The sequence below is a fragment of the Bradyrhizobium huanghuaihaiense genome (assembly GCF_025200885.1).
In the GTDB taxonomy this organism is placed as follows: Bacteria; Pseudomonadota; Alphaproteobacteria; order Rhizobiales; family Xanthobacteraceae; genus Bradyrhizobium; species Bradyrhizobium huanghuaihaiense.
Map to the genome: position 1 here is coordinate 3303833 of NZ_CP104172.1, position 16300 is coordinate 3320132.

The window sequence follows — 16300 nt, forward strand, 5'->3', positions numbered from 1 at the left end:
CATGGCGACGCCCATTCTCGATTTCGACGCGCTTGCGCAAACGATCTCAGCCCGCACGGTGCTCTGCATCGGTGACATCATGCTGGACGAGTTCGTCTATGGTGAGGTGTCGCGGATCTCGCCGGAAGCGCCGACGCCGGTCATCGCCGCCCAGCGCAACGAGATCCATATCGGCGGCGCCGGCAATGTCGCACGCAATATCGCTTCGCTCGGCGCGCGCTGCATTTTCGTCGGCCTCGTTGGCGATGACGATGCGGGCAAGCGGCTCGCATCGGCGCTGGCCGAACATGCCGGCATCGAGAGCGTGCTGGTGTGCGATCCGTCGCGACCGACCACGCGAAAAGTCCGCTTCGTCTCCGAGCATTTTTCCACCCACATGCTGCGCGCGGACTGGGAGCAGGCGGTCGCGGCCTCCGACGCGGTCGAGACCGAGCTGATCGAGGCGATCCTGCCGCAGATCGCGCGCGCCGACATCGTGCTGCTGTCCGACTACGCCAAGGGCGTACTGACCGCGCGCGTGATCCGCCACACCATCGATGCCGCGCGAAAGCTCGGCAAGTCCGTGATCGTCGATCCCAAGAGCCTGAACTGGGCGATCTATCGCGGCGCGACGCTGCTCACGCCCAATCGCAAGGAGTTTGCGGAAGCCACCCGCAGCCGCGCCGACACCCCGCAAAGCATCGTCGATGCCAGCGAGGACGTGATGCGGCTCGCCGATTGCGAGGCGATCCTGGTCACGCAGGGCGAGCATGGCATGACGCTGGTGCCGCGTGGCGGCGGGTTCGTCCACGTTCCTGCCGTTCCAGTGAAGGTGCGCGACGTCTCCGGCGCGGGTGACACCGTCGCCGCCGCGCTTGCGGTCTCGCTCGCGGCGGGCGCGGACTGGGACACGGCGCTGCGCGTGGCCAACGCCGCCGCCGCCGTCGCCGTCGGCAAGCAGGGCACTGCCAGCGCCAGCGCGGCCGAGCTGCGGCGCAAGATATTGCCGCACGCTTATCTCGCGGCCGAGGAGAAGATCGTGCTCGAGCCTGATACGCTCGACGCGCAGCTCGCCGAATGGCGCCGGCAGGACCTCCGCGTCGGCTTCACCAACGGCTGTTTCGACATCCTGCATCCCGGTCACGTCAAGGTGCTGACCGCGGCGCGTGCCGCCTGCGACCGCCTGATCGTCGGCCTCAACAGCGACGCCTCGGTGCGACGGCTGAAGGGCGCCGATCGCCCGGTCCAGGACGAGCGCGCGCGCGCCGAGGTGCTCGCCGCACTCGAAGCGGTCGATCTCGTCGTCATCTTCGAGGAGGACACGCCGATCGAGCTGATCACCCGGATCAAGCCGAGCGCTCTGGTGAAGGGCGGCGACTACACCCGCGAGCAGGTGGTCGGCCACGAGGTGGTCGAGGCCGCGGGCGGCGTGGTCGTGCTGGTCGACATCCTCCAGGGTTTCAGCACGACGGCGCTGGTGCATCGCGCGCGGGGAGGGGCCAAGTGACCGCTCAAGTGACAGGCCAGGCGACGACGCTGGCCCGGGAGACGGCGGGCCAGATGCTGTCGCGCCGCTTGCGCAGCCCGGCAGCCTGGAGCGAGACCGTCGACCTGTTTGCCATCCTGACCGCGGCCTCGCTGCCCTGGTCGACGTCGCTGGCGGGGATCTTCAACGCCCTGATGCTCCTCTGCATGGTGCCGTTCCTCGACGTCCGCGCCTTCCTGCAATCGCTGAAGCGGCCGATCTGCATTGCGCCGATCGCGCTGGTGGTGCTCGCGCTGGTCGGAACGCTGTGGTCGGATGCGGCCTGGGGCGCGCGCTTCTATGCCGTCAATCCGACCGTCAAGCTGCTCGTGCTGCCGGTCCTGCTCTACCATTTCGAGCGTTCGTCGCGCGGACGCTGGATCTTCGTCGCCTTCCTGGTGTCCTGCGGGCTGCTGTCGGTGATGTCCTGGCTGGTCGCCTTCTACCCGAACCTCGCGCTCAAGACCGATCCGCCCGAGCGCGGCATCTTCGTCAAGAACTATATCGACCAGAGCCAGGAATTCGCACTGTGCGCGGTCGCGCTCGCCTATCCGGTCGTGATGCTGCTGCGCGAGAAGCGCTACTGGCTCGCAGGGCTGCTCACCGCGCTGGCACTGAGCTTCTTCGTCAACATGGCTTTCGTGGTGGTGTCGCGCACCGCGCTCGTCACCGTTCCGATCATGTTCGGTGTGTTCGCGCTGCTGCATTTGAGCTGGCGCAGCATCGCGATCATCTCGGCCGCTCTGGTCGCCGGGGCGTTTCTCGCCTGGCAGGCCTCGCCGCAATTGCGCAGGACCGCCGACACCTTTGCCAGCGACTACACGCGCTATGTGGAGAAGGGCGAGCCGACCTCGGCGGGCCTGCGGCTCGAGTTCTGGCGGAAATCGCTCGGCTTCTTCGCGGAGGCGCCGATCAAGGGGCACGGAACGGGTTCGACGCGCGGATTGTTCGAGCGGGCTGCGACGCCCGGGGTCCAGTACCAGGCGTCCGCCGAGGTGATCGGCAATCCGCATAACCAGACGCTGAACGTCGCCGTGCAATGGGGCATCATCGGCATCGCCATTCTCTACGCGATCTGGATCCTTCATCTGCGCTTGTTTCGAGGCGATAGCCTCGCCAGCTGGGTCGGCCTGCTGGTCGTGGTGCAGAACGTCTTCACCTCGCTGCTCAACTCCCATCTGTTCGATTTTCACGAGGGCTGGATGTATGTCATCGGCGTCGGCGTTGCCGGCGGCATGGTGATCCGGGCACAACAGGCCGAGGCGAAGATGGGGGAAGCCGGTTCCTGAGCGGCCGCGCGGCTGGCAAGTCCCGTTAAGATGGGCTATCAGCGCGGTCAGGTTGCACCCAACGGGATATTCATCGGTCGGCGGATGACGCGTCTTTCGCATCTCACCTTGCGCAATTTTCTGATCGCGCTCCACGACCTGCTGGCGACTACGGCGGCGCTGTTCGCCGCGTTCTACCTGCGTTTCGAGGGCGGCGAAGGCTTCTACGACCGCCTGCCGCTGCTGTTCCAGATCCTGCCCTACTTCCTCGCCTTCAGCGTGGTCGTATTCTTCGTCTTCAACCTGACGACGACGAAATGGCGCTTCATCTCGCTGCCGGACGCGCTGAACATCATCCGCGTCGCGAGTGTGCTGACGGTGGCCCTGCTCGTGCTGGACTACGTCTTCGTCGCCCCCAATGTCCGCGGCGCCTTCTTCCTCGGCAAGGTGACGATCGTCCTCTACTGGTTTCTCGAGATCTCGTTCCTCAGCGCGCTGCGCATGACCTATCGCTATTTCCGCTACACGCGGGTGCGGCGTCATGCCCGCACCGACGATGCGGCGCCGACGCTGCTGATCGGCCGCGCCGCGGATGCCGAGGTGCTGCTGCGCGGGATCGAGAGCGGGGCGATCAAGCGGATCTGGCCGGTCGGCGTGTTGTCGCCGTCGAGCTCGGATCGCGGCCAGCTGATCCGCAACGTGCCGGTGCTCGGCGGCATCGACGACGTCGAGGACGTCATCGCCGACTTCGCCAAGCGCAACAAGCCGATCGCGCGTCTGGTGATGACACCGTCGGCGTTCGAGCCGGAGGCGCATCCGGAATCGATCCTGATGCGGGCGCGCAAGCTGGGTGTGATCGTCAACCGCATGCCTTCGCTGGAGAGCGGCGATACGCCGCGCCTCACGGCCGTCGCGGTCGAGGACCTCCTGCTGCGGCCGAGCGAGAAGATCGACTATGCGCGCCTCGAAGCCCTGATCAGGGGCAAGGCGGTGATTGTCACCGGCGGCGGCGGCTCGATCGGTTCCGAGATCTGCGAGCGCGTCGTCGCCTTCGGCGCCGCGCGCCTGCTGATCGTGGAAAATTCCGAGCCGGCGCTCTACGCGGTCACGGAGGCGCTCGCCGCGCATGGCGCGACCGCCGCGATCGAAGGGCGGATCGCAGACATCCGCGACCGCGAGCGCATCATGCGCCTGATGGCCGAGTTCAAGCCTGACATCGTGTTCCACGCCGCGGCGCTGAAGCACGTGCCGATCCTCGAGCGCGACTGGAGCGAGGGGGTCAAGACCAACATCTTCGGCTCGATCAACGTTGCCGACGCCGCGCACGCCGCCGGCGCTGAGGGCATGGTGATGATCTCGACCGACAAGGCGATCGAGCCGGTGTCGATGCTCGGCCTCACCAAGCGCTTCGCCGAGATGTACTGCCAGGCGCTCGACCACGATCTTGCCGCAGGCAGCAGCAACGCCAGGCCACCGATGCGGCTGATCTCGGTCCGGTTCGGCAACGTGCTGGCCTCGAACGGCTCGGTGGTGCCGAAATTCAAGGCCCAGATCGAGGCCGGCGGACCGGTGACGGTCACTCATCCCGATATGGTCCGCTACTTCATGACCATCCGCGAGGCCTGCGACCTCGTCATCACGGCGGCAACGCATGCGCTCGGAACGCAGCGTCCCGATGTCTCGGTCTACGTCCTCAACATGGGCCAGCCGGTGAAGATCGTCGATCTCGCCGAGCGCATGATCCGCCTTTCCGGCCTGCAGCCGGGCTACGACATCGAGATCGTGTTCACCGGCATGCGGCCGGGCGAGCGGCTGCACGAGATCCTGTTCGCCTCCGAGGAGCCGACCCGCGAGATCGGCGTCGCCGGCATCATGGCGGCGCAGCCCAACGAGCCGCCGATGCAGACGCTGCGCAAATGGATCACAGCACTTGAGCAGGCGATCGCCCGCGACGATCGGGCCACGATCAGGACGATCCTGAAGGATGCGGTCCCGGAATTCGGGTCGACCGCGGCCTGATCATGCAGCCCCAAGGCAAGATCGCTGGCAAGATCGTCGTCGCGAGCCAGCATTATCCGCCGGATCCGAGCACGACCGCGGCGATCATGGCGGAGATCGCCTGCCGGATCGCGGCCGGTCACGAGGTTGTCGTGCTGTCGGGCTCGCCAGGCGCACTGCCAGCCTCGCAGACCGGTCCCGGAAAGCCGCGCGTCGTCGCGATCAAGAACCGGATGGCGGGCAAGGCGGCGCTGGTGCGGCGCGGGGTGTCCGAACTGCTGTTCGTGGTGCGCACATTCTTTTCCTTGATGCGGGAGCTTAAGGCAGGTGACGTCGTGCTCACCGTCACGGCGCCGTTCATGCTGCCCTATGCCGTCGCCGCCGCGGCAAGGCTCAAGGGCGCGCGCTCCGCGCTGATCATGCACGACCTCTTTCCCGACGTGCTGGTGATGGCGGGCCTGCTGAAGCCGGGCTCGATCGTGACGCGGACGATGCGCTTCGCCAACAGCCTGATGTTCCGTGCGCTCAACGCCGTCATCACCATCGGCCGCGATGCCGAGCGGCCGCTCTTGACCTATTCCGGCATGAGGCGGAACAAGATCCGCTTCATCCCGAACTGGGCGACGCTGGTGCCCGGGCCGCGTCCGCTGTCGCAGGACAATCCGTTCCGCAAAGCGATTCCCGCCCGTTTCGTCGTCGGCCTGTCGGGCAATCTCGGCTTCACCCATGATCCGGAGATCGTGTTCGAGGCGGCGCGCCTGCTCAAGGACGAGCCGGACATCCATTTCCTGCTGTCCGGCTGGGGCATCGGCTTCGCGCGGCTGAAGCAGTTGCAGGCGGAAGCAAACCTGCCCAACGTGTCCTTCGTGGCACGGGTCGAAGACGCCGAGCTCGAGGCGTTTCTGACATCGGCCAATCTCTGGATCATTCCATACCGGAAGGACGTTGCGGGGGTGTCGGTGCCGAGCCGGTTCTACAATCTGTTGGCGGTCGGCCGTCCCGTGGCACTGGTCTCGGAGCCGGAGGCCGAGGCCGCGTTGACGGTGGTGGAGAACGGGCTCGGCTGGGTCGTGACGCCGGGCCGGGCCGATCAGCTTGCAGACGCAATCCGCGCGGCCTCCCGTTCCGACGATGCTGCCATGGCGGAGCGTGCGGTGAAGGCGGCGGCGAGGTTCGATCGCGTCACCGCGATGAACGCCTATGCCGCTCTGGTCGACGAATTGTTGCGCAACCCGGACCTTTCGGAGCCGCCATGAGCGAGAGCAAACCGGTCGTGCTGGTGACGGGAGCGAGCGGCTTTGTCGGCCGTCATGTCGTGCCCGCGCTCGCGCGCGCCGGCTGGTCGGTGCGCCGCGCGGTGCGCAGCTCCGAAGGCGCCGAGGACGAGGTCGTGATCGAGACGATCGGTCCCGACACCAACTGGCAGGCGGCGCTCGAAGGCGTCGACGCCGTGGTCCATCTCGCCGCGCGCGTGCATCACAAGCACGAGGAGCACGCCGTTCAGCTCTACCGCAATGTCAACATCGCCGGCACGCTGCATCTGGCGCGCTCGGCGGCGACGGCCGGCGTGCGCCAGTTCATCTTCGTCAGCACCGTGCTCGTGCACGGTCGCAGCAACGACGGCCGTGCCCCCTTCAGCGAGGACGACATCCTGACGCCGCGCGGCCTCTACGGCATGTCCAAGGCCGCGGCCGAGGCGGGCCTCCGGACGCTGGCGCGCGACGGCGCCATGAAGATCTCGGTGATCAGGCCGCCGCTGGTCTATGGTGCCGGCGCCAAGGGCAATTTCGCGCTGCTGACGCGTGCGGTCAGCCTGGGACTGCCGCTGCCCTTTGCCGCGATCCGCAATCACCGCGCCTTCCTTGCCGTGCAGAACCTGTCCTCGTTCATCCTGCGCCGGCTCGCCCATCACGACCCCGCCAGCAATTTCGAGATCTTCCTGGTGGCCGACAGGGAACAGGTCTCGACGCCCGAATTCATCGAGCGCCTGGGCCGGGCTTCCGGCAAGATCCCGCGTCTGTTCCGCATGCCGCCGGACCTGCTCGGCATGCTCCTCAACGTGATGGGACGGCAGGATACGCATGACAGCCTGATCGGCTCGCTCGAGCTCGACGTCTCCAAGGCGCTCGCGACCGGCTGGCAGCCGGAGGTCTCGCTCGACGAGGGCCTGCGGCTTGCGCTGTCGGCTCAGGAGCCTTGAGGGCGGGAGAAGCGCCGCAGCACGAAGCCGACCGTGATCGCGCCGGCGAGCAGCGCGGGCAGCGTGACCGCCATCGTCGCGGCGCGAACGGCGAGGATCGCCAGCCCCGCGAGCACGAGGTTGAGCAGGAAGACTTCGCCGGTCACCCGGGACACCGAAAAGCCGTTGTCGGTCGCGCGCTGATAGAAATGCGAACGGTGCGCCGACCAGAACTGCTCGCGGCGCGCGATGCGCCGAAACAGCGTGATGGTGGCATCGGCGAGGTAATAGGCCGGCAGCAGCAGCGCCGCAGCCGCTTGCCCGTGCCAGGCGAGCTCGAGCAGGCACCAGCCGAGCAGGAGGCCGATCGGCAGGCTGCCGACATCGCCCAAGAACACTTTTGCGACCGGCTTGTTGAAGGGCGCAAAGCCGAGCATGGCGCCGCACAGCGTGGTGGCAATCAGCGTTGCAGGCCTTGAGAGCTCGCCGAGCCATCCGAGCAGCAGCAGGGCCGCGGTGACCGGCACCACTTCCGCCACCGTCATCAGGTCGAGCCCGTCCATGAAGTTGACGAGGTTCACGAACCAGACGCCGGCGAGCAGGATGAGTCCGCGCTCCAGTGCAAGAGGCATCGCAGGCACGATGCGCGCCGTCTCGGGCGCGGTGAACACGACGGCGCCGACGGTGGCTGCCTGCAGCACGAGCCGCACGGTCACCGGCAGCGAGACGATGTCGTCGGCAAATCCGACCAGCGCGATCGCGATTGTCGCAATGACCAGCGCCGGCGGGATCGCGACGTTCGCCCAAGCCGCCCATACGGCTGCCACCAGCAGCGTCGCCGATATCACCGCGATGCCGGCACCCTGGGGCGTCGGGACACGATGGGAGGACCGCGCATTCGGCCGCGCCAGCGCGTAGCGCTGGAGCAGGGGGCGGCTGGTCCAGGTGACGACGGCCGATATCAGCGCGGCAATCGCCAGGGCAAGCAGCGCGGGCACGGCGGCAACGGCTTCGGTGGCCAGGTTCACTCCGGCACTCCGATCGGCGCCGAGCCTTGCGCGGCTTTCTCCGCGCTCAGGATCCAGACGAGGCCACCGACCGCGCCGACGATGAAGTACACCGCGCCGAACAGCAGCGAGATGTTGACGCCCTCGTTGGCGGCAAGTCCCGCGAAGCCGAAGGCGAGGCCCATGGTGGCCTCGCGCACGCCCCAGCCCGCGATCGAGATCGGCATCATCGTGATCAGCATCACCGGCGGCACGAGCTGGAACACGTCGTTGAAGCCGACGGGAGCGGCAATCGACTGCACGACGCACCAGGCGATGACGACTGTGAGCACATGTACGGCGAGCGAGAGAATCGAGACGATCGGTCCGCGCGTGCGGCTGAAGATCACGCGGTTCGCAATCACGGCGCAGGCGTGAATGTGGTGCGTGGCCCACCAGGTCTTCAGCCAGCGCCATTTCAGCGCGCCGAAGACCAGGAAGCCGAGACCACCCGCGAGCGCGGCGAGGTCGACCAGCAGCAGCGCCGAGCGCCCGTGCGGATCGGTGATGAGGGCGTAGCTCCAGGGCAGGCTCGCGACGATGAGGATCGCGAGCGCGATCAGGCCGATCGCGCGGTCGACGAAGATCGAGTAGGTCGCCGCGCGCCAGCCGGCACCGGCGCGCGCGACCAGCCACAGGCGGACCGCATCGCCGCCGATCGCGGAGGGCAGGGTCTGGTTGAAGAACGAGCCGATCACGTTGTAGCGCATCGCGCGGGCGAGCTCGAGCGGCGCACCGCATGCGGCGCTGATCTCGCGCCAGCGCAGCACGCCGACGAAGATCTGCAGGAACGTGATCGCGATCGCGAGGCCGATCCAGAACAGGCTGGTCACGGTGAAACGCGAAAACAGTTCGGACAGATCGACCTTGCGCAGCGCCAGGTAGAGCAGCGCCGCGGAAATCAGGATCTTGGCCGCAGAAAGCAGGATTCGGCGCATCTCGCCCGCATGAACAGGGTTTGCGAAGATTGTGGCAACCCGACGCGAGGCGCCGAATTCGGCCGCTTTGGTATGGTCTTGGCGCCGATCTTGCAATAGCGGTGATTAGGAGCGTTCATAAGCGGCGGTCATGAACGGCCGTTATGACGGGCCGGACGGCGACACTTGCGACCCCCTCGATACGGCGGCTAAAGAGGCGCAGAAAGGCCGGGGATCGGGTCCCCTGGGAACAGGATGACGGATCAGGCGATTTTGGTCACGGGTGCCGCCGGATTCATCGGCTTTCACCTCGCCCGGCAGCTTCTGGCCGAAGGCCGGCCGGTCGTCGGGCTCGACAATCTCAACAGCTATTATGACCCGGCACTGAAACAGGCGCGCCTGGAACTGCTCTGCCGCGATTCCCGCTTCGCCTTCGTCAAGGCCGATCTCGCCGACCGCGAGGCCGTCGCCGCGCTGTTTGCGCGCCACCGATTCACACATGTCGTGCACATGGCCGCCCAGGCCGGCGTGCGCTACTCGATCGAGCAGCCGCAGGCTTACGCCGATTCCAATCTGCAGGGCTTTCTCAACGTGCTGGAGGGCTGCCGTCACAATGGCTGTCGCCATCTCGTCTACGCCTCGTCATCCTCCGTTTACGGCGCCAACACGAAACTGCCATTTGCGGTCAAGGACCGCACCGACCATCCGGTGAGCCTCTACGCTGCGACCAAGAAGGCCAACGAGGTGATGGCGCAGTCCTACAGCCATCTCTACCGGCTGCCGGTCACCGCCTTGCGCTTCTTCACCATCTACGGCCCGTGGGGACGGCCGGATATGGCCATGTTTCTGTTTGTGAACGCCATCATGGAGGGCCGGCCGATCCGGCTCTTTAACCATGGCAGGATGCGCCGCGACTTCACCTATATTGACGACGTCACCCGTGTCGTGTCCAAGCTGATCGATCGGGTGCCTGCGGATGATCCGGCTGCCGCAAATGCGCCGTCTAAGGTCTACAATGTCGGCAACCACCACCCCGAGGAGCTGATGCATGTCGTCGGACTCCTGGAGCAGGAGCTGGGTCGGACGGCGATCAAAGAATTGCTGCCGATGCAGCCGGGAGACGTCTTGGAAACGTTCGCGGATGTCGAGGACCTGATGCGCGACACCGGCTTTGCGCCGTCAACGCCGATCGCGCAGGGGGTCCGTAATTTTGTCACCTGGTATCGGGACTACTTCAAGGTTTGAGATGACGATGGACAAACGCATTATCCCCCTGATCATGTGCGGCGGCGCCGGCACGCGGCTGTGGCCCGCCTCGCGCGAGGTGCGCCCGAAGCAGTTCCTGCCGCTGTTCGGCACCCGCTCGACCTTCCAGGACACGCTGCTACGCGTCTCGGATGCATCGCTGTTCGATCGCCCGATCGTCATCACCAATGCGGCCTATCGCTTCATGGTGCTGGAGCAGCTCGCCGAGATCGGCATCGAGGCCGACGTGATCCTCGAGCCGATGCGGCGCGACTCCGGCCCCGCGATCGCAGCCGGCGCCGTGTTCGCGCAGAACCGCGCCAGTGAAGCGATCGTGCTCGCGCTCGCCGCCGATCACGTCGTGCAGGACAATGCCGCCTTCGTCGCGGCGTGCCGCGAAGGCCTCACCGCCGCGAGCGCCGGGCGCATCGTCACCTTCGGCGTCAAGCCGGAGCGGCCCGCGACCGAATACGGCTATATCTGTCCAGGCGACGTGATCTCCGGAGAGGTTCACGCGGTCGCGCGCTTCGTCGAGAAGCCCGACGCCGTGAAGGCGGCCGACTACGTCAATTCGGGCTATCTCTGGAACAGCGGCAACTTCATGTTCCCGGCGAGCGTCCTGCTCGACGAATACCGCAAGGTCGATGCGGCAAGCGTCGAGGCGGTCTCCAACGCGGTCAACAATGCCGGCCGCGATCTCGGCTTCGTCACGCTCGAGCCCGAGGCGTTCGGCGTGGCCAAGGCGATCTCGATCGACTATGCCGTGATGGAGAAGACCTCGCGCGCCGCCGTCGTGCCGGTGTCCTGCGGCTGGTCCGATGTCGGCTCCTGGCATGCGGTGTGGGAGCTGTCCGAGAAGGACGCGCAGGGCAACGCGGCGCACGGCACCGCGGTGTTCGAAGACTCGCGCAACTGCAACGTCACCACCGACCAGGCGCTGGTCGCGCTCGAAGGCGTCGACGACCTCGTCGTGGTCGCGACTGCGGACGCAGTGCTGGTCTCGCGCCAGAAGGATGCCAACGGCCTGAAGCGTCTCGTCACCAAGCTCAAGGCGGTCGCACCGAAGGTCACCGAGGAGCATCTGAAGGTGCACCGGCCCTGGGGCAGCTACCAGTCCGTCGACAACGGCGAGCGCCACCAGGTCAAGCGCATCGTGGTGAAGCCGGGCGGGCGTTTGTCGCTGCAGAAGCACCATCATCGCGCCGAGCACTGGATCGTGGTCCGCGGCGCGGCCCGCGTCACCGTCAACGAGACCGTGAAGACGGTGCATGAGAACGAGTCGATCTACATCCCCATGGGCGCCGTCCATCGCCTTGAAAACCCCGGTAAAATCATGCTGGAGCTGATCGAGGTCCAGACCGGCTCCTATCTCGGGGAAGACGACATCATCCGGATTGAAGACGACTATCAAAGGTCGTAACCAGCAGGCTCCGAATCACGCGACCCGGGCCGGAGTAACGGCCTCTTTCAGCGGCTAAGGCCCGGGGAACGTGTAACTTTTTGAATCAAATCGTGTCCGGTCAATCAGGCCGGCATTCGCCACAAATGTGGCACCCGTGCTAGAAGCAGCCCGGGGATTTGCGTTGAATCGGGGTTTGCTCAGATGAGTTCCAAAGGGTCACAACCGGCAAAGGCCGGCTTGCGCGTCGGCGTGATTGGCGCGGGCGTCATGGGCAGCAACCATGCGCGCGTGCTTAGCGGCCTGCCCGGCGTCAGCCTCGTCGGCGTCGTCGATCCGTCACCGGCGCATCTGACGCGCACCACCGAGCTTGCGGGCTGCCAGGGCTTCGAGACGCTCGACCAGCTCTTCGCCGCTGGCGTCGATGCCGTCACCATCGCGGCGCCCACCCATCTGCATCACGAGGTCGCGCTCGCCTGCATCGCCAAGAACATCCATGTCCTGGTCGAGAAGCCGATCGCCTCCACGGTCGAAGAGGGCCGCGAGATCGTCGCCGCCGCGCAAAAGGCCGGCGTCACGCTGATGGTCGGCCATGTCGAGCGTTTCAATCCGGCGGTTGCCGCGGTCAAGCAGGCGATTGCGGGCGAAGACATTCTCTCCATCGCGATCACGCGCGTTGGCCCGTTCCCGCCGCGCATGTCCAATGTCGGCGTCGTCATCGACCTTGCCGTGCACGACATCGACCTGATCCGCTGGTTCACCGAATCCGACATCGTCGAGGTGCAGCCGCAATTGTCGAGCGCGGTCGCCGAGCGCGAGGACATCGCGCTGCTCCAGTTCCGCACCGCCAATGGCGTGCTCGCCCACATCAACACCAACTGGCTGACGCCGTTCAAGGCGCGCAGCGTCACGGTCGCGACCCGCGGCAAATACGTGATGGGCGATCTGCTCACGCGCCAGGTCACCGAATGCTTCGGCTTCAAGCCGGACGGCAGCTATTCGATGCGGCATCTGCCGGTCGGCCATGACGAGCCGCTGCGCGCCGAGCTGATCGCGTTCCTCAAAGCCGTGCGCCATGGCGAGACGCCGGCGGTCACGGGCGATGAGGGCGTTGCCAGCCTCGAGATTGCGACGCAGTGCCTGGAGACGCCCTCGCGTCCCGCCGCGACGGCGCCCGCCCGCAAGGAGCCGCGCCGCGTCGCCGGCTGATCCCTTTCCATGTCGACTACTCAAGAAGGCGTCATGAACCAGCATCTGCGTTCCGAACCCATTCCCTTCATCGACGTCGCCTCGCAGCGCCGCCGGCTCGGCGCTTCGCTCGACGCCGCCGTCAAGCGCGTGATGGACCATTGCCAGTTCGTCAACGGACCCGAAGTCTTCGAGCTCGAGAAGGAGCTGGCGGCCTACTCAGGCGCCAAGCACGTGATCGGCTGCGCCAGCGGCACCGACGCGATCCTGATGGTGATGATGGCGAAGAATGTCGGGCCCGGCGATGCCGTGTTTTGTCCGTCCTTCACCTTCATCGCGACGGCATCGCCGGTGGCGCGGACCGGTGCGACGCCTGTTTATGTCGACGTCGACGAGACGACCTTCAACATGAGCCCGGAGTCGCTCAAGCGCGGCATCGCGATCGCCCGCAAGTCCGGCCTCAAGCCGGTCGCGGTCATTCCGGTCGACCTGTTCGGTCAGCCCGCCGATCATGACGCCATTGCCGAGATCGCCAGGGCCGAAGGCCTGTTCGTGCTCGACGACGCCGCGCAAGGCTTTGGCGCGAGCTACAAGGGCCGCAAGCTCGGCACGCTGGCACACGCCACGGCCACCAGCTTCTTCCCGGCCAAGCCGCTCGGCTGCTTCGGTGACGGCGGCGCGATCTTCACCGATGACGACGAGCTCGCGGCGACGCTGCGCAGCATCCGCGTGCACGGGCAGGGCGTCGACAAATACGACAACGTCCGCCTCGGCCTGACCGGCCGTCTCGACACCATGCAGGCTGCGGTCCTGATCGAGAAGCTGAAGATCTTTGACGACGAGATCGCCGCCCGCAACAAGGTCGCCGAGCGCTACGCGCGCGGCCTGTCGAATGTCGTCACCGTGCCGCGCCTCGCGCCCGGCAATACCTCGGTCTGGGCGCAGTACACGATCCGTCTTCCTGAGGGTACCGATCGCGACGGCTTTGCCGCCGCCCTGAAGGCCCAGGGCGTGCCGACCGCGATCTATTACGGCAAGTCGATGCACCAGCAGACCGCCTACAAGCAGTATCCGGTCGCCGAAGGCGGCCTGCCGGGTTGCGAGAGCTTGTCGCAGGACGTCATCAGCCTGCCGATGCACGCCTACCTGACCGAAGCCGACCAGGAGCGAATCATCGCCGCCGTGCAAGGCGCGCTCGCGGGCTGAATTTGGGAGGAGTGTCTCACGGCCCGGCCCGCGAGATGCTCGCCTTCATCGACGTCCCGGCCTAGTGCGCAATTGCGCACGGGGGCCGGGACCCATAACCACAGGGTTTTGTTGTGCGACCACGCTGGTAGCCCCGGCGTGCTTCAGCACTATCAGCCGGGAGTATGGGTCCTGGCCTTCGCCGGGACGACTGTTTGTAGAACCTGCGTTGTAAGCAAAAGTCTTTTTTGATCCATTATCCTTCAAAGTCTTATCGGCCGACTGATAACGCTTTAGAAGGGAACGATGCTCGGACGCATCTTCACGGTCGGTGGTTACACGCTGCTGTCGCGGCTGACGGGGTTTGCCCGCGACATCATGCTCGCGGCGATCCTGGGCGCCGGCCCGGTGGCCGACGCCTTTTTCGTGGCGCTGCGACTGCCCAATCACTTCCGTGCGATCTTCGCCGAGGGCGCCTTCAACGCCGCCTGGGTGCCGGCCTATGCGCATGTCCATGGCGAGAAGGGGGAGGCGGCGGCAAAACTGTTCGCGAACCGCATCTTCACGCTGCTCCTGGCCTCGCAGGTGGTGCTGCTGATCGTCGCCTGGCTGTTCATGCCGCAGGCCATGAGCATTTTGGCGCCGGGCTTCAGTGAAGACGCCGAGCAGCGCAAGCTCGCGATCGAGCTGACCCGGATCACCTTTCCCTATCTGCTGCTGATCACGCTGGTGACGCTCTATGGCGGCATGCTCAACGTGATGCAGCGCTTTGCCAGCGCCGCGGCGGCCTCGATCTTCCTCAACGTCGCGATGATGATGACGCTGGCGGTTGCCGTCTGGTTTCCGACCGCGGGCCATGCCGCGGCCTGGGGCGTCCTGATCTCGGGCTTCCTGCAATATTTCCTGCTGGCGGGCGATCTCGCCCGCCATGGCGGCCTGCCGCGCTTTGCGCCCTTGAAGCTCGACGAGGACGTCCGCGGCTTCTTCAGGGCGCTGGGACCTGCGACGCTGGGCTCGATGGGCACGCAGGTCGCGCTGTTCGCCGACACCATCATCGCGACCTTCCTGCCTGCCGGCGCGCTGTCGGCGCTCTACTATGCCGACCGTCTCAACCAGCTCCCGATCGGCGTCATCGGCATCGCCATCGGCACGGTGCTGCTGCCGGAGATGTCGCGGCGGATCACGGCGAACGACCATGACGGCGCGATGAAGGCGCAGCGCCGCGCCTTCGATTTCACGCTGCTGTTCTCGGTGCCGTTCGTCGCGGCCTTCCTCACCGTGCCCGACGCGATCATGCGCGCGCTGTTCGCCCGCGGCGCGTTCTCGAAGGCCGATGCCGCAGCCGCCGGCGCGACGCTCGCAGCCTATGCCATCGGCCTCATCCCCTTCGTGCTGATCCGCAGCGCGGTCGCGACCTTCTATGCCCGCAAGGACACGGCAACGCCGGTCCGGGCGTCGCTGACCGGCATCGCCGTCAACGTCGCGCTGAAGGTCGCCTTGATGGGATCGCTGGCCCAGATCGGCCTCGCGCTGGCGACCGCCGTCGGCGTCTGGACCAATCTCTTGCTGGTGCTGTTCTTCGCGGTGCGGCGGGGTTTTCTCGTGCTGGACCGCGCCTGGTTGATGTCGATCGGCAAATTCCTGCTGACCGGAGTCATTCTGGCTGCGGCGTTCTGGTTGATTGCGCGTTTCAGCAATTCCATGCTGGGTCCGATGCATTTTCGGGATGAAGTGACGCTGGCCTTGCTCGCCGTCGGCGGCACGATCGTCTACGCGCTCGCGATCCTCGTGCTGTTCGGACGCAAGTGGCTGGTCTCGCTGGTGCGCGGCTAGGCGCGTATCAAAAGAGTTCGTCAAGCCCGCTCTACCGACCCTTAGGATAGAAGCATGTCCAGCGATAAGGATGTTTCCTCGCGCGTTTTTTTGATTGATTCTGCCACAGAGGCCGCGATCGGACGTATGACGCGGCGCGACCACTGCGCTTGCTTGGCGGTGAGGTCAAAGAAGGGGGCGCCCCTTGTTCCGAACATTCATGCGGAGGCCCAGGATCGGAGCGTAGCGGGCTGGGGGCAGGTCACTAATTTGATCGATCAGCTTGCACGAACGGCTGCTTCGATTCTCGAGCCATCGGCGCAAATTCCGTGGGAAGACTGGATGCGCGTCATCACGCTCCCGTCTCAAGTGGGGTCTCTGGCGCATGTGGTGGGAATACGCCTTTATGGTAGCCACCTGCGAAGACTTCCCCCAGACATCGGACGAATGACGTCGCTCCGAGATCTGGACATCTACACGTCTTATTCGCTGCATTGGCTGCCTTACGAAGTCACACGATGCGCAAACCTGAGCGTCAGCAGGATGAGCACGCGCGCGC

General features: G+C 66.0%; 12 protein-coding genes. 10 read left to right on the plus strand and 2 right to left on the minus strand.

Annotated elements, in window-relative coordinates:
• The first annotated feature begins 1 nt into the window (after position 1).
• The 5 genes from rfaE1 to N2603_RS15620 all read left to right on the plus strand — a co-directional run bounded on the left by rfaE1 (position 2) and on the right by N2603_RS15620 (position 6970).
• Entirely contained in the window at positions 2-1486 is a 1485-nt protein-coding gene (gene rfaE1, locus N2603_RS15600; RefSeq protein WP_260389512.1) for a D-glycero-beta-D-manno-heptose-7-phosphate kinase, read from the plus strand.
• Positions 1487-1539: 53 nt separating this feature from the next.
• Positions 1540-2793 carry an O-antigen ligase family protein gene (locus N2603_RS15605; RefSeq protein WP_260424204.1) on the plus strand — a complete coding sequence of 418 codons (1254 nt, stop codon included), beginning with the start codon at positions 1540-1542 and terminating at the stop codon, positions 2791-2793.
• 84 nt (positions 2794-2877) lie between these two features.
• Entirely contained in the window at positions 2878-4791 is a 1914-nt protein-coding gene (locus N2603_RS15610) for an SDR family NAD(P)-dependent oxidoreductase (RefSeq protein ID WP_260389513.1), read from the plus strand.
• Between the two features lie 2 nt (positions 4792-4793).
• Positions 4794-6026, plus strand: coding sequence for a glycosyltransferase family 4 protein (locus N2603_RS15615; protein WP_260389514.1), 1233 nt, complete (start codon positions 4794-4796; stop codon positions 6024-6026).
• Positions 6023-6970 (plus strand): NAD-dependent epimerase/dehydratase family protein, encoded by a 948-nt coding sequence (locus N2603_RS15620; RefSeq protein ID WP_260389515.1) that lies wholly within the window; start codon positions 6023-6025, stop codon positions 6968-6970. Before N2603_RS15615 ends, N2603_RS15620 begins: the two co-directional genes overlap by 4 nt.
• Here N2603_RS15620 and N2603_RS15625 read toward each other — a convergent pair.
• Positions 6958-7977, minus strand: coding sequence for an MraY family glycosyltransferase (locus N2603_RS15625; protein WP_260389516.1), 1020 nt, complete (start codon positions 7975-7977; stop codon positions 6958-6960). The two genes, N2603_RS15620 and N2603_RS15625, sit on opposite strands and share 13 nt — an antisense overlap.
• Positions 7974-8933 (minus strand): lysylphosphatidylglycerol synthase transmembrane domain-containing protein, encoded by a 960-nt coding sequence (locus N2603_RS15630; RefSeq protein ID WP_018642919.1) that lies wholly within the window; start codon positions 8931-8933, stop codon positions 7974-7976. Before N2603_RS15630 ends, N2603_RS15625 begins: the two co-directional genes overlap by 4 nt.
• A 234-nt stretch (positions 8934-9167) precedes the next feature.
• Here N2603_RS15630 and N2603_RS15635 point away from each other — a divergent pair, with 234 nt between their 5' ends.
• From N2603_RS15635 to murJ, 5 genes are all read left to right on the plus strand, one after another.
• The gene (locus N2603_RS15635) at positions 9168-10157 is read left to right on the plus strand and encodes an NAD-dependent epimerase (RefSeq protein WP_260389517.1); all 990 of its coding nucleotides are present in this window, start codon (positions 9168-9170) and stop codon (positions 10155-10157) included.
• A gap of 7 nt (positions 10158-10164) precedes the next feature.
• On the plus strand, positions 10165-11577 hold the full coding sequence (locus N2603_RS15640) for a mannose-1-phosphate guanylyltransferase/mannose-6-phosphate isomerase (protein WP_260389518.1): 1413 nt from the start codon (positions 10165-10167) through the stop codon (positions 11575-11577).
• Positions 11578-11760: 183 nt separating this feature from the next.
• Positions 11761-12765: a Gfo/Idh/MocA family protein gene (locus tag N2603_RS15645; RefSeq protein WP_260389519.1), complete on the plus strand. Its 1005-nt coding sequence runs from the start codon at positions 11761-11763 to the stop codon at positions 12763-12765.
• 33 nt (positions 12766-12798) lie between these two features.
• Entirely contained in the window at positions 12799-13950 is a 1152-nt protein-coding gene (locus tag N2603_RS15650; RefSeq protein WP_260389520.1) for a DegT/DnrJ/EryC1/StrS family aminotransferase, read from the plus strand.
• A 285-nt stretch (positions 13951-14235) separates the two neighbouring features.
• The gene (murJ, locus tag N2603_RS15655) at positions 14236-15762 is read left to right on the plus strand and encodes a murein biosynthesis integral membrane protein MurJ (protein WP_260389521.1); all 1527 of its coding nucleotides are present in this window, start codon (positions 14236-14238) and stop codon (positions 15760-15762) included.
• Positions 15763-16300 lie beyond the last annotated feature (538 nt).